This window comes from Klebsiella sp. OBRC7 (assembly GCF_000293135.1).
Lineage (GTDB): Bacteria > Pseudomonadota > Gammaproteobacteria > Enterobacterales > Enterobacteriaceae > Klebsiella > Klebsiella michiganensis.
In genome coordinates this window covers 41,761-67,166 of the sequence record NZ_ALNJ01000135.1, presented here as the reverse complement: position 1 = coordinate 67,166, position 25,406 = coordinate 41,761, and the positions used below count along the sequence as shown (strand labels likewise).

Genomic DNA, 25,406 nt, shown 5'->3' with positions numbered 1-25,406 from the left:
GACTTATGATGGAAATTTTGCGTGGTTCACCTGCACTGTCGGCATTCCGTATCAATAAACTGCTGGCACGTTTCCAGGCGGCCAACCTTCCGGTCAGCACGATATATGCCGAGTACGTTCATTTTGCCGACCTTAGTGCCCCGCTCAGCGGCGACGATCGTGAGAGTCTGGCAAGGTTGCTCAAATATGGCCCGAACTTAAGCAGCCATACTCCAACCGGCAAGCTACTGCTCGTTACCCCCCGTCCCGGCACCATCTCTCCCTGGTCTTCTAAAGCTACCGACATCGCCCATAACTGCGGCCTGTCTCAGGTGGTGCGCCTGGAACGCGGCGTGGCGTATTACGTCGAAGCGAGCAGCCTGAATGACCAACAGTGGTCGCAGGTGGCGGCCGAACTGCATGACCGCATGATGGAAAGCGTCTTCACGGCGCTGGAAGAGGGTGAAAAACTCTTCGCCCACCATCAGCCAACTCCGGTCACCAGCGTTGACCTGCTGGGCCTGGGCCGTCAGGCGCTGATTGACGCCAACCTCCGTCTGGGGCTGGCGCTGGCGGAGGATGAAATCGACTATCTGCAGGATGCTTTCCAGAAGCTGGGGCGCAACCCGAACGATATCGAACTCTATATGTTCGCGCAGGCTAACTCCGAGCACTGCCGACACAAGATTTTTAACGCCGACTGGGTCATTGATGGCGAAAAGCAGCCGAAGTCGCTGTTTAAAATGATCAAAAACACCTTCGAGAAAACCCCGGACTACGTGCTGTCTGCCTATAAAGACAACGCCGCGGTAATGGAAGGTTCAGCCGTGGGGCGCTACTTCGCCGACCACGAAACCGGCCGCTACGACTTCCACCAGGAAGACGCGCATATTCTGATGAAGGTCGAAACCCATAACCACCCGACGGCGATCTCTCCGTGGCCGGGCGCGGCGACCGGTTCCGGCGGCGAAATTCGCGATGAAGGCGCCACCGGGCGCGGCGCGAAGCCGAAAGCGGGTCTGGTGGGCTTCTCGGTTTCCAACCTGCGTATTCCGGGGTTTGAGCAGCCCTGGGAAGAGGATTTCGGTAAGCCGGAGCGTATCGTCACCGCGCTGGATATCATGACCGAAGGCCCGCTGGGCGGCGCGGCGTTTAACAACGAATTTGGTCGTCCGGCGCTCAACGGTTACTTCCGTACCTATGAAGAGAAGGTGAGCAGCCACAACGGCGAAGAGCTGCGCGGCTATCACAAGCCCATTATGCTGGCGGGCGGTATCGGCAACATTCGCGGCGAACACGTGCAGAAGGGCGAGATCGTCGTTGGTGCGAAGCTGATTGTTCTCGGCGGTCCGGCGATGAACATCGGCCTTGGCGGCGGCGCGGCCTCTTCAATGGCTTCCGGCCAGTCCGATGCCGATCTCGATTTTGCCTCCGTACAGCGCGACAACCCGGAAATGGAACGTCGTTGCCAGGAAGTTATCGACCGCTGCTGGCAGCTGGGCGACGCCAACCCTATTCTGTTTATCCACGATGTCGGCGCCGGCGGTCTGTCGAACGCGATGCCTGAACTGGTCAGCGACGGCGGACGCGGCGGTAAATTCCAGCTGCGCGATATCCTCAGCGATGAGCCGGGCATGAGCCCGCTGGAGATCTGGTGTAACGAATCGCAGGAACGTTATGTGCTGGCGGTCGCGCCGGAGCAGCTGCCGCTGTTTGATGAGCTGTGCCGCCGCGAACGCGCGCCGTACGCGGTGATTGGCGAAGCGACCGAAGCGCTGCATCTGAGCCTCGACGATACCCACTTTGACGATCGCCCGATCGACCTGCCGCTTGACGTGCTGCTGGGCAAAACGCCGAAAATGACCCGCGACGTGCAGACGCTCAAAGCTCAGGGCCAGAGTCTGGAACGCCAGGGAATTACTATTGCCGACGCGGTGAATCGCGTGCTGCACCTGCCGACCGTGGCGGAGAAAACCTTCCTCGTCACCATCGGCGACCGTACCGTCACCGGTATGGTGGCGCGCGATCAGATGGTGGGGCCGTGGCAGATCCCAGTGGCTAACTGCGCGGTGACCACCGCCAGTCTCGACAGCTACTATGGCGAAGCCATGTCCATTGGCGAGCGCGCGCCGGTGGCGCTGCTGGACTTTGCCGCTTCCGCCCGTCTGGCGGTCGGCGAGGCGCTGACCAACATCGCGGCGACGCAGATTGGCGCGCTCAATCGCGTGAAGCTGTCGGCAAACTGGATGGCCGCAGCCGGTCACCCGGGCGAAGACGCCGGTTTATATGAAGCGGTAAAAGCGATTGGCGAAGAACTTTGTCCGGCCCTGGGACTGACGATTCCAGTGGGTAAAGACTCCATGTCGATGAAAACCCGCTGGCAGGAAGGCACTGAACAGCGCGAGATGACCTCTCCGCTGTCGCTGGTGATTTCCGCCTTTGCCCGCGTGGAAGACGTACGCCGTACTGTCACCCCACAGCTCGCGACCGAAGACAACGCCCTGCTGCTGATTGATTTAGGCAAGGGGAACAATGCGCTGGGCGCGACCGCGCTGGCGCAGGTTTATCGTCAGCTTGGCGATGTGACCGCCGACGTGCGCGATGTCGCGCAGCTGAAAGGCTTCTGGGACGCAATGCAGGCGCTGGTGGCCGAAGGTAAGCTGCTGGCGTGGCACGACCGGTCTGACGGTGGCCTGCTGGTCACGCTGGCCGAAATGGCCTTTACCGGCCACTGCGGCGTCAAGGTTGATATCGCCGCGCTCGGCGAGGATCGTCTGGCCGCGTTGTTTAACGAGGAGCTTGGCGGGGTGATTCAGGTTCGTGCCGCCGACCGTCAGGCGGTGGAAGCGCTGCTGGCCGCTCATGGTCTGGCGGATTGCGTTCACTATCTTGGCCAGGCCACGACGGGCGATCGCTTTGTCATCGAAGCCGACGGTCACCCGGTATTCAGTGAAAGCCGCACAACGCTGCGCATGTGGTGGGCAGAAACTACCTGGCAAATGCAGCGTCTGCGCGATAACCCGGAGTGCGCCGACCAGGAGCACGAGGCGAAAGCCAACGATGCCGATCCGGGCCTCAACGTGAAGCTCTCCTTCGATATCAATGAGGATATCGCTGCGCCTTATATTGCCACCGGCGCGCGTCCGAAGGTTGCGGTGCTGCGCGAGCAGGGCGTGAACTCCCATGTAGAAATGGCCGCGGCATTCCATCGCGCGGGCTTTGATGCCATCGACGTGCACATGAGCGACCTGCTGGCGGGGCGTACCGGTCTTGCTGACTTCCAGGCGCTGGTGGCCTGCGGCGGCTTCTCCTACGGTGACGTTTTAGGCGCGGGTGAGGGCTGGGCGAAATCGATCCTGTTCAATGAGCGGGTTCGCGACGAATTTGCCACCTTCTTCCATCGTCCACAAACCCTGTCGCTGGGCGTGTGCAACGGTTGCCAGATGATGTCTAACCTGCGCGAGCTGATCCCGGGCAGCGAGCTGTGGCCGCGCTTTGTGCGTAACCAGTCCGACCGCTTTGAAGCGCGTTTCAGCCTGGTTGAAGTGACCCAGAGCCCGTCGCTGCTGCTGCAGGGGATGGTGGGGTCAATGATGCCGATTGCCGTATCTCACGGCGAAGGACAGGTGGAAGTCCGCGATGGCGCACATCTGGCTCAGCTGGAAAGTAAAGGCCTGGTGGCGCTGCGCTTCGTCGACAACGTCGGTAAAGTGACGGAAAACTATCCGGCTAACCCGAACGGTTCGCCGAACGGTATCACCGCGGTGACCAGCGAAAGCGGGCGCGCGACCATCATGATGCCGCACCCGGAACGTGTGTTCCGCACCGTGTCGAACTCCTGGCACCCGGAAAACTGGGGCGAAGACGGCCCGTGGATGCGTATTTTCCGCAACGCGCGTAAACAGCTGGGCTAAAACCGCTCACAAATCGCATTAAGCCTCCTGCCCGCGCAGGGGGCTTTTTTATTGGGGAGGCGTATCGACAGCAGGTGTCGGGGATCGCCGACAAACGCGCTATAGCGGTGTCGTCAAAAGGTGACACTTAACATATTGATTTATAATAGCATTGCTAAACCATTCATCCGGTGTTGCTAATCAGCGACACTTTGCGCGAAAACTGACCATCATCATTCATGTCCATGAATAGTAAAAAGGTATTATATTTCATTGTGTTAATAAAATGTTTTGAGATGTGGCATAGTTCGTGCATAATTATAACCAGTGGCTCATTCACCTTCTTATGTCAGCCCCTCCGGGACGCGCTACATAAACTTCGAATGACGCACAAACAGGTGCCTGCCGTCCAACTCCTGATAACAGCTCTGCTTTATCAGTCATCGGGCGAAACGTCGAGTAAGGCACCGCCTCATTTCTTAATAAAGCCAGGCTCCTGTAGCCTGGCTTTATTATTTTCGGCGTAGATGTTTATTGCGTCCTCGGTTAGCATCGTCATGAGCTAATGATTGAGACCCTATCCGTGAAGCGACTCTCCCTTTTCCCCCGTTCGCTGCGCCAGCTGGTCACGCTATCCTTCGTGCTGATCCTGCTGCCGCTGCTGGTGCTGGCATGGCAGGCGTGGCAAAGCCTCAACGCGCTGAGCGCGCAGGCGGCGCATATCAACCGTACTACCCTTATAGACGCCCGCCGCAGCGAAGCGATGATTAACGCATCGCTGGAGATGGAACGTAGCTACCGCCAGTACTGCGTGCTGGACGATCCGACGCTGGCGCGGGTCTACCAGAATCAGCGCCAACGCTACAGCGAAATGCTTGATGCTCACGCGGGCGTCCTGCCCGATGAGAAAATCTGGCAGGCGCTGCGTCAGGATCTCGACGATTTGGCCGAGCTACAGTGTAAAAATAGCGGTCCGGCGGCGAAGTCAGCCGCCAGCCTGGAAGCGTTTGCCTCGGCCAATAGCGACATGGTGCAGGCAACCCGAACGGTGGTCTATTCGCGCGGGCAGCAGCTGCAGCAGGAAATCGCCGAGCGCGGGCAGTTCTTCGGCTGGCAGGCGCTGGTGCTGTTCCTGCTCAGCCTGGCGCTGGTGCTGCTGTTCACCCGCATGATTATCGGCCCGGTGAAGGGCATTGAGAGAATGATCAACCGACTGGGGGAGGGGAAGTCGCTGGACGACGCCGCGCTGTTTACCGGTCCGCGAGAGCTGCGCTCCGTCGGTAAACGCATTATCTGGCTGAGCGAACGCCTTGCCTGGCTGGAATCCCAGCGGCACCAGTTCCTGCGCCATCTTTCCCATGAGCTGAAAACGCCGCTTGCCAGTATGCGCGAAGGAACAGAGCTGCTTGCCGACCGGGTGGCCGGGCCGCTGACGCCCGAGCAGCAGGAGATCGTTGAGATTCTGGATAACAGCAGCCGTAACCTGCAAAAGCTGATTGAGCAACTGCTGGACTATAACCGTAAACAGGCCGATGGCCCGATTGCGCGCGAGACGGTGAATCTGGCCGATCTGGTGGAAAACGTGGTTTCCGCCCACAGCCTGCCGGCAAGAGCTAAAATGATGCATACCGATCTGGCGCTCAGCGAGCGTTTTTGCGAAGCGGAGCCTGCTCTGCTGGTGAGCGTACTGGATAATCTCTACTCCAATGCGGTGCACTATGGTGCTGAATCCGGTAACATTCGAATCCATAGCTATCGGCACGGCGAGCAGGTGCGCATTGACGTCATTAACGACGGCGAGCCGATCCCGCCCGCAGAGAGAAACATGATTTTTGAGCCTTTTTATCAGGGAAGCCACCAGCGTAAAGGGGCGGTAAAAGGCAGCGGTCTGGGGCTGAGCATTGCCCGCGACTGCGTACGGCAAATGCAGGGTGAACTGAGCCTGGTTGATGATAAATCAGGGCTAATCTGTTTTCGTATCACGCTCCCCGTCGCCGAGGCTGGACAAAATAACGTATAACTATCGGGTGAATATGTCCCACTTCTTCGCACTTGTCCGTCCCCTCAGGGGATGGCTGCTGTCAGGCATGTCCTGCCTGGCGCTGGCGGGATGTTCCGCCTCTACATCACCACACGCCGCGGATGGCAAAACGCTCTCCGCGCTGCCGCAGCACCAGGTCGCTGATTTTCTTTCGGTGGAGTGTGCCGACATCTGGAGCCTGCAAAGCGAGGCCAGTGATAAAAACCCGCTTTACTGGCTGCGGGGAATTGACTGCGCGGACCGCCTTGCTCCGGTACAGGCGCGGGCTGAAGCCCGGCAGCACGATGCCAACAGCTGGCAGGATGCCTTTAAACGCGGCATTTTACTGGCCGATGCCAAAATTACGCCCAACGAACGTCGCGATCTGGTGACCAGTCTGGATGCCTTCAGCCCGCAAATCGCCGCCCAGGTTCGCCCGCTTTATCAGCTCTGGCGCGATGCCCAGGGCCGGCAGCTTCAGCTGATTGAGGAGCGCTCCCGCTACGCCAAATTGCAGCAGTCAAGCGATGCGGAGCTGGAGACGCTGCGTCAGCAGGAAATTGAACTTCGCAGTCAGCTCGAACTGACGACCCGCAAGCTGGAGAATCTCACCGACATCGAGCGCCAGCTCTCCAGCCGTAAACCCGGCGGGAACTTCAGCCCGGACGCCGGGCACGGCGGCGAAAAGGTCCCGGAGGTGATTCATGACGATCCGTAAACCCGCCCGTCTGCTGTTGGTGGACGACGATCCGGGGCTGCTGAAGCTGCTGGGCATGCGCCTTGTCAGCGAAGGATACAGCGTACTGACCGCCGAGAGCGGGCCGGAGGCGCTGCGCACGCTGAGCCGTGACAAAGTCGACCTGGTGGTCAGTGACCTGCGGATGGACGAGATGGACGGCCTCCAGCTGTTCAGCGAAATCCAGAAGGTTCAGCCGGGAATGCCGGTGATCATTCTCACCGCGCACGGTTCCATTCCGGATGCCGTTGCCGCGACCCAGCAGGGCGTATTTAGCTTTCTCACCAAGCCGGTGGATAAAGACGCTCTGTATAAAGCGATTGATGACGCGCTGGAGCAGAGCGCGCCTACTACCGATGAGCGCTGGCGTCAGGCGATTGTGACCCGCAGCCCGCTGATGGAGCGTCTGCTGGAGCAGGCCGGGATGGTAGCGCAGTCGGACGTCAGCGTACTGATTAACGGCCAGAGCGGTACCGGCAAGGAGATTGTCGCCCAGGCAATTCATAACGCCAGCCCGCGCCGCGATAAACCTTTTGTCGCCATTAACTGCGGCGCGCTTCCCGAGCAGCTGCTGGAGTCGGAGCTGTTTGGCCACGCCCGCGGCGCTTTTACCGGCGCGGTTAGCAGTCGCGAGGGGCTATTCCAGGCCGCAGAAGGCGGGACCCTGTTTCTTGATGAAATCGGCGATATGCCGGTTGCGCTGCAGGTTAAACTGCTGCGCGTCCTGCAGGAGCGTAAAGTGCGCCCGCTGGGCAGCAACCGCGATATCGACATTGATGTGCGGATTATTTCTGCGACCCATCGCGACCTGCCGAAGGCCATGGCGCGCGGCGAGTTTCGCGAAGATCTGTTTTATCGTCTCAACGTGGTGAATCTGAAAATCCCGCCGCTGGCCGAGCGTACGGAAGATATTCCGCTGCTGGCGAACCATCTGCTGCGCCAGTCCGCCGATCGCCACAAACCCTTTGTTCGCGCGTTTTCCACCGATGCGATGAAGCGGCTGATGGCCGCCAAATGGCCGGGCAACGTGCGCCAGCTGGTGAACGTGATTGAGCAGTGCGTGGCGCTAACCTCTTCGCCGGTCATTAGCGACGCCCTGGTAGAGCAGGCGCTGGAGGGAGAAAACACCGCGCTGCCGACCTTTGTCGAGGCGCGGAATCAGTTTGAGCTCAATTACCTGCGCAAGCTGCTGCAAATCACTAAAGGCAACGTCACGCATGCGGCGCGGATGGCGGGGCGCAATCGCACCGAATTTTATAAGCTGCTGTCGCGCCACGAGCTCGACGCTAACGACTTTAAAGAGTAGCTCCGTGTGATGACGCAAGTTATGATACGGTTAGCAACCGGTTACGCGAAAAATAGCCCTAATGGGCCAGGCTCTAAGACAGGAACACCATGAAAAAGATTGATGCGATTATTAAACCCTTCAAACTGGATGACGTGCGTGAAGCGCTGGCCGAAGTCGGCATCACCGGGATGACGGTAACGGAAGTGAAAGGCTTTGGCCGTCAGAAGGGGCATACCGAGCTGTATCGCGGCGCGGAGTATATGGTCGATTTTCTGCCGAAAGTGAAAATCGAAATCGTTGTCACCGATGATATCGTCGACACCTGCGTGGATACCATTATCCGTACGGCGCAGACCGGCAAAATCGGCGACGGTAAGATCTTTGTTTTCGATGTCGCGCGCGTGATTCGTATCCGCACTGGCGAAGAAGACGACGCGGCGATTTAAGCTGACAAACCGAATGGCGGCCCGGTAGTTTCCGGGCCGCCTGCATCCATCGCTCTGTTTACAGCACCTTGTGCGGGCCGAAGCACTCGTAATGAATGTTGTCGCGGCCCACGCCAAGCCTTACCATCTGCTTCGCGGCAAACTGCATAAACGCCACCGGGCCGCAGAGATAGAACTGCATCTGCGGATCGCCGATCTTGTCGGCCAGGGTCGATAAATCCATCAATCCTTCGCTGTCAAACGCGCCGGCCTCACGGTCCGCTTCGCTCGGGCTGCGGTACCAGACGTGAGAAGTAAACTTCGGCAGGTTTTCACCCAGCGCTTTTACTTCCTCCGCGAAGGCGTGCACGTCGCCATTCTCTGCCGCGTGGAACCAGTTAACCTGCGCCGGATGCTGTGCTTTCGCCAGCGTGTCCAGCATCGCCAGCATCGGCGTCTGACCGACGCCGCCGGAGAGCAGCGTGACCGGCGTTTCCGGCGCCACGTTGAGGAAGAAATCGCCGGCCGGCGCGGCCAGATAAATCACGTCGCCTTCTTTCGCAGAATCATGCAGCCAGTTTGAAACCTGGCCGCCGTTTTCACGCTTAACCGCAATGCGATAGCCTTTACCGTCGGGTTTGCGGGTCAAAGAGTACTGACGAATTTCCTGATGCGGAAAGCCTTCCGGCTTCAGCCAGACCGCCAGGTACTGGCCCGGCTGGTATTCAGCAACCGCGCCGCCGTCGACCGGCTCAAACTCAAAGCTGGTAATCAGCGCGCTGCGCGGCGTTTTTCTGACGATGCGGAACGCGCGGGTGCCTTCCCAGCCGCCGGTTTTGCTGGCGCTTTCACTGTAGATTTGCGCTTCACGGTTAATAAAGACGTTGGCCAGTACGCCGTAGGCCTTACCCCAGGCATCCAGCACTTCCTGGCCGGGGCTGAACATCTCATCAAGAGTGGCCAGCAGGTGGGTACCGACAATGTTGTACTGCTCGGGCTGGATCTGGAAGCTGGTATGCTTCTGGGCGATTTTTTCCACCGCCGGCAGCAGGGCAGGCAGGTTCTCAAGATTGCTGGCATAGGCGGCAATGGCGTTGAACAGCGCCTCGCGCTGGTCGCCGTTGCGTTGGTTACTCATATTAAAGATTTCTTTGAGTTCGGGATTATGAGCAAACATCCGGTCGTAAAAATGGGCGGTCAGTTTCGGACCGGTTTCAACCAGCAGGGGGATGGTGGCTTTCACCGTAGCGATGGTTTGCGCGTCGAGCATAGCAGCTTCCTTGTATGTTATCTTAATGATGTATTTTAAATGCATCTTATAAAAATACCCCTGCTTTGTAAATGGTTCTTTAACGCTTTGCCCGACGGCAGTGACAACATGAATTATTTGCATCACAAACCTGAAAACAAATCCGTTGATAATTGCAGGAGCTTTATTGCTCAAAGCCTTGTGTAACGCGGAGCCAATCGTTTGCGTAAAATCCTTTGTCAAGACCTGTTATCACAGAATGATTCAGTTATACTGTGGGCCGTTGTCCAGGTGGACCGCCTTTTAAGGCCGAAATTCTATTGTTAGCTGAGTCAGGAGATGCGGATGTTAAAGCGTGAAATGAACATTGCCGATTATGATGCCGAACTGTGGCAGGCTATGGAGCAAGAAAAAGTACGTCAGGAAGAGCACATCGAACTGATCGCCTCCGAAAACTACACCAGCCCACGCGTTATGCAGGCGCAGGGCTCTCAGCTGACCAACAAATACGCTGAAGGATATCCGGGCAAGCGCTACTACGGCGGCTGTGAATACGTCGATATCGTAGAGCAGTTGGCTATCGATCGCGCCAAAGAGCTGTTCGGCGCTGACTACGCTAACGTGCAGCCGCACTCCGGCTCCCAGGCTAACTTCGCGGTCTATACCGCTCTGCTGCAGCCGGGCGATACCGTTCTGGGTATGAACCTGGCGCAGGGTGGTCACCTGACTCACGGCTCTCCGGTCAACTTCTCCGGCAAACTGTACAACATCATTCCTTACGGCATCGATGAGTCCGGTAAAATTGACTATGAAGACATGGCTAAGCAGGCTCAGGAACATAAACCGAAGATGATTATCGGTGGTTTCTCTGCTTATTCCGGCGTGGTTGACTGGGCAAAAATGCGCGAAATCGCTGACAGCATCGGCGCATACCTGTTCGTCGATATGGCGCACGTGGCCGGCCTGATCGCCGCTGGCGTGTACCCGAACCCGGTTCCGCACGCTCACGTTGTGACCACCACCACCCACAAAACCCTGGCGGGTCCGCGCGGCGGCCTGATCCTGGCGAAAGGCGGTAGCGAAGAGCTGTACAAGAAACTGAACTCTGCGGTATTCCCGAGCGCTCAGGGCGGCCCGCTGATGCACGTTATCGCGGCGAAAGCCGTCGCGCTGAAAGAAGCGATGGAGCCGGAGTTCAAAGTTTACCAGCAGCAGGTAGCGAAAAACGCGAAGGCAATGGTAGAAGTGTTCCTGAACCGCGGCTACAAAGTGGTTTCCGGCGGCACTGAAAACCACCTGTTCCTGCTGGATCTGGTCGATAAAAACCTGACCGGTAAAGAAGCGGACGCTGCGCTGGGCCGCGCTAACATCACCGTCAACAAAAACAGCGTGCCGAACGATCCGAAGAGCCCGTTTGTGACCTCCGGCATCCGTATCGGTTCTCCGGCGGTCACCCGTCGCGGCTTTAAAGAAGCGGAAGTGAAAGAGCTGGCCGGCTGGATGTGCGACGTGCTGGACAACATCAATGACGAAGCGGTCATTGAGCGCGTGAAGGGCAAAGTGCTGGATATCTGCGCACGCTTCCCGGTTTATGCGTAAGCGTTAGCGTTGACATCAAAAAGGCCGCATCAGCGGCCTTTTTTGCGTCTGTTGATTAGCGGCGGTCGAGCGAAATCGCCCCGGGACCGGTTATCGCCAGCAGCAGGAAGGCGCCGGCAATACTGATGTTTTTCCAGAAGTTAATCATGTTCGGCAGAACCGCATCGCCGGTCATATCCCAGTAGTGATGGCCAATCACCGCGGTACCGAGGGTATAAAAAATAAAGATCACCGCCAGCGGGCGGGTGAAAAAGCCCAGCACAATTAAAATGGCCGCCGGCACTTCCATAATAATGGCAATGATGGCCGCAAGCGTTGGCATCGGCGCGCCGGAGGAGGCCATGTACTGCACCGTGCCGCTAAAGCCGAGCAGCTTGGGATAGCCGAAAAGAATAAACAGCACCACCACCGCGATACGCGCAATCAGCAGCAGCAGAGAGCGGGAGGATCCAAAGTCAAAGTAGCGTAGAGTGTTCATAATCAGCTCGTTATGAGAGACGTGTGATTTAAACGTAATACACAAATTTGCGCTCCGCCACGTCCGCTGACGATTAACGCAGCGTTTGCAGCTGTTCCTCCACGTACAGATAACCGATCCCCATCAGCTGCTGGGCGCGGGTCAGTTTGCCAAAGCCGATTTGAGTAGCGTGCGCTCGCGGCGTATCGCCGTGGTCAAAGGGATTAAAGCCGGTTTGTTTAACGATACTTTCCAGCCATTGTTCGCCAAAGGCGCAGCTGCGTCCGTATAGCCAGATCTGATTAATATTCAAAATATTTAAGAAATTATAAAGGCTTAAGCCAATGGCGTTGGCCGCGCTATCAACCCATGCGCGAATATGCACGTCTCCCTGTTCCCAGGCTTCAATGAGCGATGCCGTGGTTAATTGCTCGGGAGAGCGCTGCGCTTCCGGCTGCGTTTTAAGCCACATCCGCGCCTGCTTTTTCAACGCGCTGAGGGACGCTACGGTTTCGAGGCAACCGTATCTCCCGCAGTCGCAGGCCTTGCCGTCAGGATTCACAATCGTGTGTCCTATCTGCCCGCTGCCATAGAGGCTTCCTCGATAAATCTGATCGTTAATCACAAATGACGAGCCGATACCGTAATCGACGTTAATCACGCAAAAATCCGGTTGTATACCCTGATGCTGCCACTTCTCCGCCAGCGCCAGCATCACGCAGTCATTATCCACCCGCACCTGCACGCCGAGCTGTTCCTCCAGCAGATACTTTATTTCAATCGGCGTTTTCCAGCGCGCCTGGGGCATGGTTTGTGACACTCCGGTTACCGGATCAACCTGCCCATGAACGCCAAGTGCGAGATTGATGCTGTGCTGCGGGTAGCGGCGGTGTATACGTCGCCAGCATTCCACGATGGCCTCAAGAAGGGCCTGCGGCGTGGGGGCATCGATGGGCAAATGCTGGTGGCCGTCAACCGCCAGCAGTCGGGCATCGGCAAGCTGATACTCAATGCTGGTCGGCGTGATATTCATGCATAGCGTCCAGGCACCGTGTTCGGGGATCTGGTAGCTTCCGCTGTTCACGCCGCGCTTGCTCATTTTTTCCGTGGAATGGCCGATCAATCCCTCGCTAAGCAGTTCGGCAAGAATGTTGCTCACAGCCGGAATAGAGAGCCCGGTGAGCTGGGAAAGCTGGGATTTACTGAGCTGTTTCTCCCGCCAGAGGTGGGAGAGAAAAATAGATTTGTTGGCCTGCCTGACCCGGGCGTTATTCAAACCGGTGCGCTGCATACACTTAACTCCCTTAACTATATTGCGTGAGCGTTGCGCATTTTAGCAGCTAAATGGCGATATAAACTCCTCTCATAGCAAGTTTTACTTTATTTTGTTTAGTGGAGGCGTCATGTACGGTTCAGTTAAGGTCTGGCAGGAAACAATTACATTACCTACGTGGACGACGGGGGCGGAGGATCCGAACCCCATGTTTCTGGAAAAGCGCGTTTATCAGGGTTCCTCCGGCAACGTCTATCCCTACGGCGTGATAGATACCCTGACCGGCGAGCGTGAAATGCGCGATTATCAGGCAGTATGGATGGAGAATGATTTCATTCGTATCATGCTGCTGCCGGAGCTTGGCGGACGTATTCACCGGGCGTATGACAAAGTCAAACAGCGCGATTTCGTCTATTACAATGAAGTCGTTAAGCCCGCCCTGGTAGGGCTACTGGGACCCTGGATCTCCGGCGGTATCGAGTTCAACTGGCCGCAGCATCACCGCCCGACGACCTTTATGCCGGTCGATTTTTCGATCCAGCGTGGGGAAAACGGCGTGCAGACCGTATGGATGGGGGAAGCGGAGCCCATGCGCGGTTTACAGGTCATGACCGGGTTTACTCTCTATCCTGACCGCGCGCTGATTGAAATTACCGGTAAGGTTTTTAATGGTAACGCAACGCCGCGTCATTTCCTGTGGTGGGCCAATCCGGCGGTCAAAGGCGGCGATGCTCACCAGAGCGTGTTTCCACCCGACGTCACCGCCGTATTCGATCACGGCAAGCGCGATGTTTCCGCTTTTCCCATCGCCACCGGCACCTACTACAAAGTGGACTATTCTGCGGGCGTCGATATCTCCCGTTATAAAAACGTTCCGGTACCCACCTCGTATATGGCGGAGAAATCGGACTACGACTTTGTCGGCGCTTATCACCACGACGAGCGCGGTGGGCTGCTGCATGTTGCCGACCATCACGTCTCGCCGGGCAAAAAACAGTGGAGCTGGGGCTATGGCGACTTTGGCCAGGCGTGGGACCGCAATCTGACCGACGAAAATGGCCCCTATATCGAGCTGATGACCGGCGTCTACACCGATAACCAGCCTGACTTTACCTGGCTTGCGCCTTATGAAGAGAAGGTGTTTGTGCAAAATTTCCTTCCCTATAGCGAGCTGGGGATGGTGCAAAATGCCAATACGCAGCTGGCGCTGAAGCTGGTTCGTGAGTCGGAGCAGCTGCAGCTCGGCGTTTACGCCATTGCGCCGCTGGAAAATATTGTTGTTGAACTCAGCGCGGAAAAGCAGCCGCTGTATGAAACTCAGCTTACGCTGAAGCCCGGCGAGAGCTGGCAGCATACGCTGCCGGAAAATGACGCCCGGCGCTTAACCATTAAGGTGAAAACCGCAGACAACCAGCCGCTGCTGGATTATTCGGAACATATTACTCAGCAGACGCCCCTGCCCGAACCTGCCTGCGCGCCGGCGATGCCGGAAGAGATTCACAACGGCGATGAGCTCTATTTTATCGGCCAGCATCTTGAACAATACAATCATGCAAGCCGCTATGCCGCGGATTACTATCGCCGGGCGATAGCCATCGATCCGCAGGATTACCGCAATAATGTTGCCCTCGGGACGCTGGCGTTTAATTGCGCCGACTGGGGGCTGGCGGAGCAATGTGCCCGGGCCGCGCTACTTCGCGCCCATCGTCTGAATAAAAATCCGCGCGATGGCGAAGCCAGCATGCTGCTTGGCAGCGCGCTGGAAAGGCAGGGCGATGAAGCTGGAGCATGGGATTGCTATTACAAAGCGTCCTGGAGCGGTAACTGCCGCGATGCCGCCTGGTGGGCGCTGTCAAGGCTGGCGATGAAGCGTGGCGATACCGCCGACGCGCTGGAAAAGGTCAACACCAGCCTGCAGTTTAACGCCAGCAACCATCTGGCTATGGGGCTGAAAGCGCTGGCGTTAGCGGACTGCGGGCGGGCGAAGGAAGCGCAGGCGTATATTGTCGTCTGCCTCGAACAATACCCGTTGAGCTATCCGCTGCACTGTGCGCGCTGGATGATTGCGCCGGGCGATGAAGCGCGCGCGAGCCTGCTGCGCGTAACGGGGCGCAGAGGGATTAACGGCAGCCTGCTGGCGGGCTGGCTGCTCTCCATCGGTCAGAAGCAGGCGGCGAAGGAGGTGCTTGAGGTTCTGGATTGCCAGGAGGCGCTGCCGATGCTGTGGCGCGCCTCGTTAAGCGATGATGCGAATAAACGGCAACGGTTAATTGCCGAAGCCGAGCGCTGCCATGTGCGAAAAGTGCGTTTCCCCAATACGCTCGATGAAGTCCAGATGCTGCAAACCCTGAGCGATAGCGCTTTTGCCCGCTATCTGCTCGGTTGCTTCTGGTACAGCAAACGTCGCTATGAAGACGCAGTAAGCTGCTGGCGCGAGACGCTGGAAAAATCTCCCGACTATGCGCCTGCTCATCGTCTGCTGGGGGTCTACGCCTGGAACAAACAACAGGATGCCGCGCAGGCGCTGGCTTATCTGCAGCGGGCCGTAGAGCTTGAGCCCGAAAACGCGCGCTTCCTCTTTGAGCTTGATTTCCTGAAAAAATCACTGGGTACGCCGGTAAACGAACGACTGGAAACGCTGGCGGCGCGCAAAGCGGTGGTGCTGAAACGGGATGACCTGACCGCTGAGCTGTTAAGCCTGTTGAACGCGGCCGGCCATTACGCCGATGCCGCCGCTATTCTCGGTACGCGCGTATTTCATCCCTGGGAAGGCGGGGAGGGGAAAGTTACCGGCCAGTATTTGCTCAATCAGCTCCATCGCGCTTTACAGTTGATCGAACGTAAGGCGTTCACGCAGGCCGCTCGCTGCCTGAATGAAGCCTTACGCTATCCCGATAACCTGGGAGAGGGGCGGCTGCCCGGGCAGACGGACAACGATATCTGGTATTTGCTGGGCTATTGCGCGGAACAGGTTGGGGATGCGCACCGGGCAGCGGAATATTACCAGCTTGCCCTGCAAGGGGGCTCAACGCTGGACGCCGGGCGTTACTACAACGATCAGCCCGCCGATTACCTTTTCTGGCAGGGCATCGCGCTGCGTAAGAGCGGTAATCCGGCGCAGGCCGAGCAGCACTTCCAGAATTTTATCGCCTGGGCCAGGCAGCATCGGGATGACGTTCCGCAAGCCGACTTTTTTGCCGTCTCTCTCCCGGATCTGGTGGTGCTCGATGTTTCAGCGCAGCAGCAGCATCAGCAGCACTGTTTGTTTATTGAAGCGCTGGGCCATCTGGGGCTGGGCAACGTATCCGCCAGCCAGCAGGCGATGCAGCGGCTGCTGCAGCTGAACCCGGCTCATGATAAGGCGCATCTGATTCGTCATGCCCTGCAAAGCGGCATTTTTTCCTGAACCTCAATGGGCGGGCCTGGCCCGCCTGAACCCTACTGTTCCCTGCGTTTCCCTTATAGAGGAATCATTATGAATAACGCGCAGACACATCTGAAAATGGGCTACGTCTGGACTATCTGTCTGGTCGCCGCCTGCGGTGGTTTACTCTTTGGCTATGACTGGGTGGTGATTGGCGGCGCAAAGCCGTTTTATGAAGCCTGGTTTTCCATTACCGACCCGGCGCAGTCCGGCTGGGCAATGAGCTCGGCGCTGGTGGGCTGCGTTTTCGGCGCATTAATCTCAGGTTGGTGCGCCGATAAACTGGGGCGCAAGCTGCCCTTAATACTGTCCGCCGTGCTGTTCAGCGCCTCGGCGTGGGGGACGGCGGTTGCCAGCAGTTTCGACATGTTTGTGGTTTACCGCATTGTAGGCGGCGTGGGGATTGGTCTGGCATCCGCGCTCAGCCCGCTTTACATCGCGGAAGTCAGCCCGGCAGAAAAAAGAGGGCGCTTTGTTGCGATAAACCAGCTCACTATCGTGATTGGCGTGCTGGCCGCTCAGCTTATCAACCTGATGATTGCGGAACCCGTGGCGACGGGGGCGACGCAGCAGATGATTGTCGAAACCTGGAACGGGCAGATGGGCTGGCGCTGGATGTTCGGCGCGGAACTGGTGCCGGCGCTGGCGTTTCTGGTGCTGATGTTTTTTGTTCCTGAGTCGCCGCGCTGGCTCATGAAGGCCGGTAAGCCGGATCGCGCCCGCGCCGCGCTGGAACGCATTGGCTCCGCCGACTATGCCGACAGGATATTACGCGACATTGCGCACACGCTGGAAAAAGATAACCATAAAATCTCCTACGGCGCGCTGCTGGCTCCGCAGGTTAAACCGATCGTTATCATCGGAATAGTCCTCGCCGTCTTCCAGCAGTGGTGCGGAATTAACGTCATCTTTAACTACGCGCAGGAGATTTTTGCCTCAGCGGGATTCGATATTAACAGCACGCTGAAATCGATCGTCGCAACGGGGATCGTCAACCTGGTGTTTACCCTCGCCGCGCTGCCGCTGGTGGATAAGATCGGCCGCCGTAAACTGATGTTGCTCGGCGCTTCGGGATTGACGCTGATCTATGTGCTGATTGCCGGCGCTTACGCCATGGGAATTATGGGCTGGCCGGTACTGTTGCTGGTGCTGGCGGCGATTGCTATTTACGCCTTGACCCTGGCGCCGGTTACCTGGGTGCTGCTGGCGGAAATCGTCCCCAACCGCGTTCGCGGACTTGCGATGTCCTTAGGCACCCTGGCGCTGTGGATTGCCTGTTTCTTGTTAACCTACACTTTCCCGCTGCTTAATGCCGGACTGGGTGCGGCGGGCAGTTTCCTGCTGTATGGCGTCATTTGCGCTGCCGGCTACCTCTATATTCTGCGCAATGTGCCGGAAACGAAGGGGGTTACTCTCGAAGCTCTGGAAGAGCAGCTGGCGCAACGTCATGCGGGCGCTCAGGCGATGAAGCAGGAGCAGACGCGCTAATGGCGGAAGAGTGGATTCTGGAAAACGCGCATCTGCGGATGCGCGTCGCTTCTCTGGGCGGCAAAGTGCAAAGTTTATACTCGCGGCACCATCAGGCGCCGGTGCTGTATGAAAACCCCGCCGGCGGCATGTTTCCGATGCTGCCGCTGGCCAATCGCGTCGCCGGGAACCGCTTTATTTTTCAGGGACGTGAGATAGTTCTGCCTCGCCACCACGCCGACCCGCATTTTTTTCTCCACGGCGACGGTTGGCTGCAGCGCTGGGATATGATTGCGCGCGACGGCGACTATTGCGTGTTACAGCTGCGTCGGCAGCATGCCTGCGGTTTCGATTACCTGGCGCAGATCCGCTACCAGCTGCTGCGTAACCAGCTGGTGGCTGCGCTGACGCTTACCCACTGCGGTAGCACGCCCATCCCCTATGGCTGCGGTTTTCATCCGTTTTTTCCTTTTGATAAGCGCGGTACGGTGCAGTTTGCAGCCGCCGGCTACTGGCCGGAAGGGGAGCAGCATCTTCCTCTCGGCTGGCAAGGCCAGTTGCCCGGCTACGCCGATTTCAGCCACGCGCAGTACGGTGAGGATCGCTGGCTGAACGTGGGCTATTCCGGCTGGAGCGGGCGGGCGAGGGTGAGTAGTGATGTGATGGATATCACAATTCTTTCGCAAACTCCGTGGTTGATGCTTTTCAGAATGCAGGGCGAGCCGTTCCTTTGCCTCGAGCCGCAAAGTCATCCGGTAAACGCCCATAACATGGACGGACAGCCGGGGCTGCGGGTTTTAGGCGCCGGAGATACGCTGAGTTTTTCGCTGAAAATAGACGTACAGGGTCGCGAATAGCGCCATATTCGGGGCGAGGGTATCCTTGCACCCGCCCCGCTTTATCGCCAGACTGTCGCCTCCATTCGGGAGGGAATCATGGTCTTACACTCCACGCGCTGGCTGGCGCTTAGTTATTTCACCTATTTTTTTAGCTACGGCATCTTCCTGCCTTTCTGGAGCGTCTGGCTTTCCGGACTTGGCCTGACGCCGGAAACCATCGGCATGCTACTCGGCGCCGGGCTTGTGTCGCGCTTTCTTGGCAGCCTGCTGATTGCACCGCGGGTCAGCGACCCGTCCCGTCTTATCTCTTCTCTGCGCATTCTGGCGCTGCTGACGCTGCTCTTTGCGCTCGCATTTTGGATCGGCCACCAGGTTGCCTGGCTGATGGTGATTATCGTCGGCTTTAACCTCTTTTTCTCGCCGCTGGTGCCGCTGACCGACGCGCTGGCGAATACCTGGCAAAAGCAGATCACCATGGACTACGGGCGTGTGCGCCTGTGGGGGTCGATAGCTTTCGTCATTGGCTCGGCGCTGACCGGGAAGCTGGTCAGCCTGTATGACTACCGGATGATACTGGTGATGCTCAGCGTCGGTATTGCCTCCATGCTGCTCGGCATGCTGCTGAAGCCGTCGGTGCAGCCGCAGGGCGAATCCCGCCAGCAGGAAGCGGCCGGCCTGGCGGCCTGGCTTACGCTGGTGCGGCAAAGCTGGCGCTTCCTCGCCTGCGTCTGTTTGCTGCAGGGCGCGCACGCCGCCTACTACGGATTTAGCGCTATCTACTGGCAGGAAGCGGGGTATTCCGCCTCCGCCGTGGGCTACCTGTGGTCGCTTGGCGTCGTGGCGGAAGTGGTGATTTTCGCGCTGAGCAAAAAAGTCTTCCGCCGCTTTAGCGCCCGCGATCTGCTGCTGCTGTCCGCGGTGTGCGGGCTAATTCGCTGGACGTTGATGGGCTGGACGACGGCGCTACCCTGGCTTATTGTCGCGCAGATCCTCCACTGCGGCACCTTTACGGTGTGCCATCTGGCGGCGATGCGCTACATTGCGGCGCGTCAGGGCAGCGAAGTGATCCGCCTGCAGGCGGTCTACTCCGCCGTCGCGATGGGCGGCAGCATTGCGGTGATGACGGTCTTTGCCGGTTTCCTCTACCAGCATCTGCACCAGGGCGTTTTCTGGGTGATGGCGCTGGTGGCCTTACCGGCGCTGGTGGTGCGGCCAAAAGCGGTGGCTTAGGCCTCCAGCATTTTGCAAATCTGCTGCTGCTGATGATCGCTGAACGTCTCTTCGGCGTGAAACAGCGGCGGCGAAAACAGCGGCAGCGCCGTGGTATAGGGAGTGACGATCAGCGTCACTTCCTTCGGCGCGCCCTCTTTCTGAAAGGCGCTCACGCTCAAATACTTAATATTGAGCGGCAGCAGAGTTAACTCGCGCAGCTGCTGCTCCAGCGACTGCTCAAGGTCCGGGTTATCATCGGTCAGCAGAACCACCTGTTTCTCCTGCAGATCGCTTTTTTGCATCAGCCAGGCGCCGAAGATCACCGCGATTAAACTGACTTCCTCCTGGCTAAAGCGTACCTGCCAGCTGGCTTCGAACTCCGCCAGCGCAGCCTGCGTGGTGCGCATCAAGCGGGGATAAAGACGGCCAATCTCCTCCGGCAGCGCGTTATCGATACCGATAGCGAAAACGCTGCGGTGTAGCGCCTGCGAAAGGTGAATATAGAGCTGATCGCTCAGCCCCTGTTCATCGCTAAACGGACGGCCCGCCAGGTTCTGAAAGCGGTGAATCAGCCCGGAAATGGCCAGATGCAGACGGCGATCGTGCTGATGACCATCGCGGATAGGATCGGGGGTTTTCAACAGCATAAACAGCAGGGCCAGAAACAGCTGTTCTCCGGCATGGGGCGTTGCCGCAACCCGCCGCTGCCAGTGGCGGACAATCTCCTCAGCGAGGGAGAACTCGGCGGCGGCTTGCGCCCAGCGCTGCTGCTCGTGGGTGAAAGTGGGGCTCTGTCCAAGGTGGTGCTGCAGCAAACAATACTGTAAATAAAGACGCAGAAAATGCACGTCGCGGCAGTCAAATTGCCGGTTAAGGGCGCGCGAGCAGCGGTTGACCAATGCCTGAAGATTGGTGTCGTCATACAGCGTGCGTGCGATACCCTGCTGTTTAAGCTGCGTTTTCAATGCCGGGGTAAAATGGTGGCTGACAAAATGCGGGCACAGGCGCAGCCCGCGGCGCAGGCCGTGCAGCAGGCATAAGCGTTGATCGAGCGCGGCGCCTTCCATCCGATAGCTGCCGTCCGCTTGTGAAGCAAGGGTCAAGCGGTGATAACGCTGAATCTCGCGTCCCGTCTCCGCAATGTCCTGCCGGGCGGTATCCTCATCAACCTGGGTGAGGTTACCCAGCCATTCGGGCGTCACGGACTGCCCGGGCAGATAAAACATCAGGAGCACCTGGCTACGGCGCTGTGGACTGGAAAGCACAGATGGTGGTTCAATCACTGTCATCATCCGGTTAGTTCCAGTTAGGGTTTTCGTTAAGAGTAGTTAATGTATTGAGGGTGAACAGGGCATTTCCGGGTCTTTACATCAGGATTGCTGGCGGGGTTCACAGAATTTTTCACGCGAGGAACAGATGAAGAGAGTGAAACAATGCGTCAGCGTAGCGTTTTTCATGTTTTTATCGCTATCTGCGGCGGCGCATCCGCACAGTTTCATCAGTTTGCAAACGGAGGCCGTGGCGGAAAATGGCCTGCTCACCGGCTTTAAAATGCGCTGGACGATGGATGAAATCACCTCCGCCGATCTGCTCTATGATGCGGGCAACGCTAAACCCGGTAGCGAAATCTGGAAAAAGCTGGCGGCGGAAGTGATGGCGAACGTGCTGGGCCAGCACTATTTCAGCGAGCTATGGCACAAGGGCCAGCGGGTGAAGTTTGATAATCGGCCCGCTGGTTATGGCCTTGAACGCAGCGGTCACCAGGCGGTGCTCACCTTTACTCTGCCGCTGGCGAAGCCGCAGCCTCTGGCCGGGCAAACCTTCACCTTTTCAACCTACGACCCGACCTATTACGTTGATATGTATTATGACAAAGACGCTGATTTTGCTCTGCCGGCGGCGATGAAAACGAGCTGCACGGCAAACGTGATGACGCCGAAACCGAATGAAAAAATGTTGTCCTACGCGCAGTCGCTGGATAAAGCGGATGCGCCGCCGGAGGATATGGAACTGGGGAATTACTTCGCGCAAAAGGTGACGCTGCAATGTCAGTGATTTTTGCTCAAACCGGCCGTTCGCCGGGCTGGCGTCAGCTGTGGCCGCTGGCGCTGTTTCTGCTGCTGGCAGCCGGAGCTGGCTTCTGGCTATGGCGGGCCTGGCCGCAGGTGCTGCTGCAAAGCGCGGTCTGGCAGCGTGCGCTGAATGTCGAACTGAGTCGGCTTCTGCAGGCGGTTGCGGAGAATCCTGCCGCCGCCGGGCTGTCGCTGCTGGGGTTTAGCTTCGCCTACGGCGTCCTGCATGCGCTGGGGCCGGGGCACGGCAAGGTGGTCATAACCACCTGGCTGGCAACCCATCCGTCGAAGCTGAAATCCAGCATTGGTCTGACCCTGGCCGCCTCGCTGCTGCAGGGGCTGGTGGCCATCGCTTTAGTGGTAGTGGTACTGACGCTGCTGCAGCTGCCGGCAAGACAGCTGCATCTGAGCAGCTTCTGGCTGGAAAAGGGAAGCTATCTGCTGGTCGGCGCGCTGGGCCTTTTGCTGTGCTGGCGGGCGCTAAAAAAGCTGCGCATACTGTTGCGCCGGCCTAAATTCACTGCCTTCACCGCGCATCACGTTCATCACGCCAGCTGCGGCTGCGGGCACCAGCATCTGCCGGCGCCGGAACGGCTGCAAAGCGGCGACGACTGGCGGGCCCGGCTGGCTATCGTGCTGTCAATGGGGATGCGGCCCTGTTCCGGGGCCATTATGGTGCTGCTGTTCAGTAAGGTTATCGGCGTATTTGGTTGGGGCATGGCGGCCGCGATGGCGATGGCGGCGGGAACCTCGCTGACGATTAGCGCGCTGGCGCTGCTGGTTCATGGTTTCCGCCAGCTGGCGGTCAGGCTGAGCGCGAACCGGGCGCCGGCGCTGTGGAAACAGGTAGGCTGGGCGACGCTGGCGCTGTCCGGCGGCGTGATTTTGCTGGCGGCGGCTATCGTGATGTGGAGTAGTGCGATACCTCCGGGCGGCGGCCTGCGTCCGTTTTAACGGGATAAAAAAAGGAAGCCGCAGCTTCCTTTTTGTTTTTCATTCAGTGAGATATTAACGCTTCAGCGCTTCGCTCAGATGCTCGCGCATATTGGCCAGCATGGCTTTTACAACGCGCGGGTTGCCTGCAACGATGTTGCCGGTCAGCAGGTAGTTATGGCCGCCGGTAAAGTCGCAGACGATAGCGCCTGCTTCACGGGCGATCAGCTCGCCTGCCGCGAAATCCCACGGTTTCAGCGCGATTTCAAAGTAGCCGTCAACGCGGCCAGCGGCAACGTAGGCCAGATCCAGGGCAGCGGAACCGGTGCGGCGGAAATCCGCGCATTCGGTGAACATGTTGCCGAGGATGTTCATGTAAGAGGTCGCGTGCTGTTTTGCTTTGAACGGGAAGCCGGTGGCGATGATCGTGCCATCCAGATCGCGAGCGCTGCTGCCGCGCAGGCGGTAGCCGTTCAGCTGCGCGCCCTGACCGCGGGTCGCGGTGAACAGTTCGTTACGCATCGGATCGTAAACCACGGCCACTTCAGTACGGCCTTTAATGCGTACCGCGATGGAGACGGAGAAGTGCGGCAGACGTTTGACGAAGTTGGTGGTGCCATCCAGTGGATCGATAACCCATTGAACATCCTGATCTTCACCAGCGTGCTCACCGCTTTCTTCGGTGATGATGGTGTGCTGCGGGTAAGATTTGCGAATGGTTTCGATAATCATCGCCTCGGCGGCTTTATCGACGTTGGTCACAAAATCATTGCTGCCTTTCTGGCTGGTTTCTACGGAGTCAGGGGTTTCGTAGTGCTTGGCAATTAAATTACCCGCCTTGCGCGCTGCGCGCACGGCGATGTTCAGCATCGGATGCATCGGTATCTCTCACTGGATGTTAAAGAACGGGAAAAAACGGCGCATATAGTAACAGTGAAATCTCCTTATGTCTTCGTTTTATGATAGCATGCACGAATAATCTTTAGCCGAAGAACCATAATGCTGCAAAATATTCGAATCGTACTGGTAGAAACCTCACACACCGGCAATATGGGCTCCGTCGCCCGCGCAATGAAAACCATGGGGTTAACCAACCTGTGGCTGGTCAATCCTCTGGTCAAACCCGATTCTCAGGCCATCGCTCTGGCGGCCGGGGCCAGCGACGTCATTGGCAATGCCCACATCGTCGACACCCTCGATGAAGCGCTGGCGGGCTGTAGCCTCGTCGTGGGGACCAGCGCGCGCTCCCGCACGCTGCCGTGGCCGATGCTCGATCCGCGCGAATGCGGTCTGAAAAGCGTCGCCGAAGCGCAGCATGCGCCGGTTGCGCTGGTATTTGGCCGTGAACGCGTCGGCCTGACTAACGAAGAGCTGCAGAAGTGTCACTACCACGTGGCAATCGCTGCTAATCCGGAATACAGCTCACTGAACCTGGCGATGGCTGTGCAGGTAATCGCCTATGAAGTGCGTATGGCCTGGCTGGCGGCGCAGGAGCAAAATGAACCTGTCGTCGAGCATGAAGAAACCCCGTATCCGCTGGTGGATGATTTAGAGCGTTTCTACGGTCATCTGGAGCAGACGCTGCTGGCAACCGGGTTTATCCGCGCCAGCCACCCGGGCCAGGTGATGAACAAGCTGCGCCGTTTGTTTACCCGCGCCCGCCCGGAAAGCCAGGAGCTGAACATCCTGCGCGGCATGCTGGCGTCAATTGAGCAGCAGCAGAAAAATAAAGAGTCATAGTGCACGCCGTTGCCCGGCGGCGCGGTACTGCGGGTTCTCTCTCTCCTTGTGGGAGAGGGCCGGGGCGAGGGCACCAGGCCGCGCTGAAGTGAAACGGCACGGAAAGCCAAATACCTGACTAAAACAGTCAAGTAAATAGTTGACCAATTTACTCGGGAATGTCAGACTTGCCCTTGCTATGCAATACCCATATTAATAAAAAGCCCGGGCAGGGGCGAGTTTGAGGTTAAGTAAGACATGAGACTGACATCTAAAGGGCGTTATGCCGTGACCGCGATGCTTGACGTTGCGCTCAACTCTGAATCGGGTCCGGTTCCGTTGGCTGATATTTCAGAGCGTCAGGGAATTTCGCTTTCCTATCTGGAACAGCTGTTCTCTCGCCTGCGCAAAAATGGCCTGGTTTCCAGCGTACGTGGTCCAGGCGGCGGTTATTTGTTAGGTAAAGAAGCGGGTAGCATCGCGGTTGGCGAAGTTATCAGCGCAGTGGACGAATCCGTTGACGCCACCCGTTGTCAGGGGAAAGGCGGCTGCCAGGGCGGCGATAAGTGTCTGACTCACGCGCTGTGGCGCGATCTGAGCGAGCGACTGACCGGTTTTCTGAATAACATCACGCTTGGCGAACTGGTGAATAACCAGGAAATCCTTGATGTCTCCGGCCGTCAGCACAACCATGAATCCCAGCGTAGTACCCGCGCTCAGGACGCCATCGACGTCAAACTGCGCGCGTAGTTCTCGTTCAGTTTCATCTTGCAGCTATCGGCTGCAAGCTGAAACGAGCTGAGTAAAAAAGATAAAAAAGA

The 25,406-nt window shown here is 58.0% G+C and carries 19 protein-coding genes; 14 read left to right on the top strand and 5 right to left on the bottom strand.

The window, feature by feature from the left end; translation table 11 throughout:
- The first annotated feature begins 5 nt into the window (after positions 1-5).
- The 5 genes from purL (at position 6) to glnB (ending at position 8,362) form a co-directional block, all read left to right on the top strand.
- Positions 6-3,893, top strand: a complete 3,888-nt coding sequence (purL, locus tag HMPREF1144_RS24995; RefSeq protein WP_032721878.1) for a phosphoribosylformylglycinamidine synthase — start codon at positions 6-8, stop codon at positions 3,891-3,893.
- A 562-nt stretch (positions 3,894-4,455) separates the two neighbouring features.
- Positions 4,456-5,892, top strand: a complete 1,437-nt coding sequence (locus tag HMPREF1144_RS24990; protein WP_085955011.1) for a sensor histidine kinase — start codon at positions 4,456-4,458, stop codon at positions 5,890-5,892.
- Between the two features lie 13 nt (positions 5,893-5,905).
- Positions 5,906-6,610, top strand: coding sequence for a two-component system QseEF-associated lipoprotein QseG (gene qseG, locus HMPREF1144_RS24985; protein WP_004853248.1), 705 nt, complete (start codon positions 5,906-5,908; stop codon positions 6,608-6,610).
- On the top strand, positions 6,597-7,934 hold the full coding sequence (gene glrR, locus HMPREF1144_RS24980; RefSeq protein WP_004853246.1) for a two-component system response regulator GlrR: 1,338 nt from the start codon (positions 6,597-6,599) through the stop codon (positions 7,932-7,934). The genes qseG and glrR overlap by 14 nt, the downstream gene beginning before the upstream one ends.
- An 89-nt stretch (positions 7,935-8,023) precedes the next feature.
- Complete coding sequence (glnB, locus tag HMPREF1144_RS24975) at positions 8,024-8,362, top strand: nitrogen regulatory protein P-II (RefSeq protein WP_002914032.1); 339 nt, start codon at positions 8,024-8,026, stop codon at positions 8,360-8,362.
- A gap of 58 nt (positions 8,363-8,420) precedes the next feature.
- Here glnB and hmpA read toward each other — a convergent pair whose 3' ends face one another.
- The gene (hmpA, locus tag HMPREF1144_RS24970) at positions 8,421-9,611 is read right to left on the bottom strand and encodes an NO-inducible flavohemoprotein (RefSeq protein WP_042928468.1); all 1,191 of its coding nucleotides are present in this window, start codon (positions 9,609-9,611) and stop codon (positions 8,421-8,423) included.
- 324 nt (positions 9,612-9,935) lie between these two features.
- On the opposite strand from hmpA, the gene glyA reads away from it, so the two are divergent.
- Positions 9,936-11,189, top strand: a complete 1,254-nt coding sequence (gene glyA / locus HMPREF1144_RS24965; protein WP_009654385.1) for a serine hydroxymethyltransferase — start codon at positions 9,936-9,938, stop codon at positions 11,187-11,189.
- Positions 11,190-11,244: 55 nt separating this feature from the next.
- Here glyA and HMPREF1144_RS24960 read toward each other — a convergent pair whose 3' ends face one another.
- Complete coding sequence (locus tag HMPREF1144_RS24960) at positions 11,245-11,667, bottom strand: DoxX family protein (RefSeq protein WP_025106587.1); 423 nt, start codon at positions 11,665-11,667, stop codon at positions 11,245-11,247.
- A gap of 73 nt (positions 11,668-11,740) precedes the next feature.
- Complete coding sequence (locus tag HMPREF1144_RS24955) at positions 11,741-12,937, bottom strand: ROK family transcriptional regulator (protein WP_009654343.1); 1,197 nt, start codon at positions 12,935-12,937, stop codon at positions 11,741-11,743.
- A 112-nt stretch (positions 12,938-13,049) separates the two neighbouring features.
- Between HMPREF1144_RS24955 and HMPREF1144_RS24950 the strand changes: the two genes are divergently transcribed.
- From HMPREF1144_RS24950 to HMPREF1144_RS24935, 4 genes are all read left to right on the top strand, one after another.
- Complete coding sequence (locus tag HMPREF1144_RS24950) at positions 13,050-16,325, top strand: DUF5107 domain-containing protein (RefSeq protein ID WP_042928467.1); 3,276 nt, start codon at positions 13,050-13,052, stop codon at positions 16,323-16,325.
- Positions 16,326-16,394: 69 nt separating this feature from the next.
- Positions 16,395-17,831: a sugar porter family MFS transporter gene (locus HMPREF1144_RS24945; RefSeq protein WP_009654368.1), complete on the top strand. Its 1,437-nt coding sequence runs from the start codon at positions 16,395-16,397 to the stop codon at positions 17,829-17,831.
- The gene (locus HMPREF1144_RS24940; RefSeq protein ID WP_009654382.1) at positions 17,831-18,667 is read left to right on the top strand and encodes an aldose 1-epimerase; all 837 of its coding nucleotides are present in this window, start codon (positions 17,831-17,833) and stop codon (positions 18,665-18,667) included. Before HMPREF1144_RS24945 ends, HMPREF1144_RS24940 begins: the two co-directional genes overlap by 1 nt.
- Before the next feature lie 78 nt (positions 18,668-18,745).
- Positions 18,746-19,879, top strand: coding sequence for a 3-phenylpropionate MFS transporter (locus HMPREF1144_RS24935; protein WP_004853228.1), 1,134 nt, complete (start codon positions 18,746-18,748; stop codon positions 19,877-19,879).
- On the opposite strand, the gene csiE is transcribed toward HMPREF1144_RS24935, so the two are convergent.
- Complete coding sequence (gene csiE / locus HMPREF1144_RS24930) at positions 19,876-21,153, bottom strand: stationary phase inducible protein CsiE (protein WP_004853226.1); 1,278 nt, start codon at positions 21,151-21,153, stop codon at positions 19,876-19,878. The two genes, HMPREF1144_RS24935 and csiE, sit on opposite strands and share 4 nt — an antisense overlap.
- 124 nt (positions 21,154-21,277) lie before the next feature.
- Between csiE and HMPREF1144_RS24925 the strand changes: the two genes are divergently transcribed.
- Together HMPREF1144_RS24925 and HMPREF1144_RS24920 are read left to right on the top strand one after the other, a co-directional pair.
- Positions 21,278-21,916: a DUF1007 family protein gene (locus HMPREF1144_RS24925; RefSeq protein WP_004853225.1), complete on the top strand. Its 639-nt coding sequence runs from the start codon at positions 21,278-21,280 to the stop codon at positions 21,914-21,916.
- Positions 21,907-22,887, top strand: coding sequence for a nickel/cobalt transporter (locus HMPREF1144_RS24920; RefSeq protein ID WP_004853222.1), 981 nt, complete (start codon positions 21,907-21,909; stop codon positions 22,885-22,887). Before HMPREF1144_RS24925 ends, HMPREF1144_RS24920 begins: the two co-directional genes overlap by 10 nt.
- A gap of 54 nt (positions 22,888-22,941) precedes the next feature.
- Here the strand turns inward: HMPREF1144_RS24920 and suhB are convergent, their stop codons facing one another.
- A complete protein-coding gene (gene suhB / locus HMPREF1144_RS24915) occupies positions 22,942-23,745 on the bottom strand; it encodes an inositol-1-monophosphatase (RefSeq protein WP_004853221.1) in 804 nt (267 codons plus the stop codon).
- Between the two features lie 120 nt (positions 23,746-23,865).
- Here suhB and trmJ point away from each other — a divergent pair, with 120 nt between their 5' ends.
- Positions 23,866-24,606, top strand: coding sequence for a tRNA (cytosine(32)/uridine(32)-2'-O)-methyltransferase TrmJ (gene trmJ / locus HMPREF1144_RS24910; protein WP_004853219.1), 741 nt, complete (start codon positions 23,866-23,868; stop codon positions 24,604-24,606).
- A gap of 237 nt (positions 24,607-24,843) precedes the next feature.
- Complete coding sequence (gene iscR, locus HMPREF1144_RS24905; protein ID WP_004853217.1) at positions 24,844-25,335, top strand: Fe-S cluster assembly transcriptional regulator IscR; 492 nt, start codon at positions 24,844-24,846, stop codon at positions 25,333-25,335.
- Positions 25,336-25,406 lie beyond the last annotated feature (71 nt).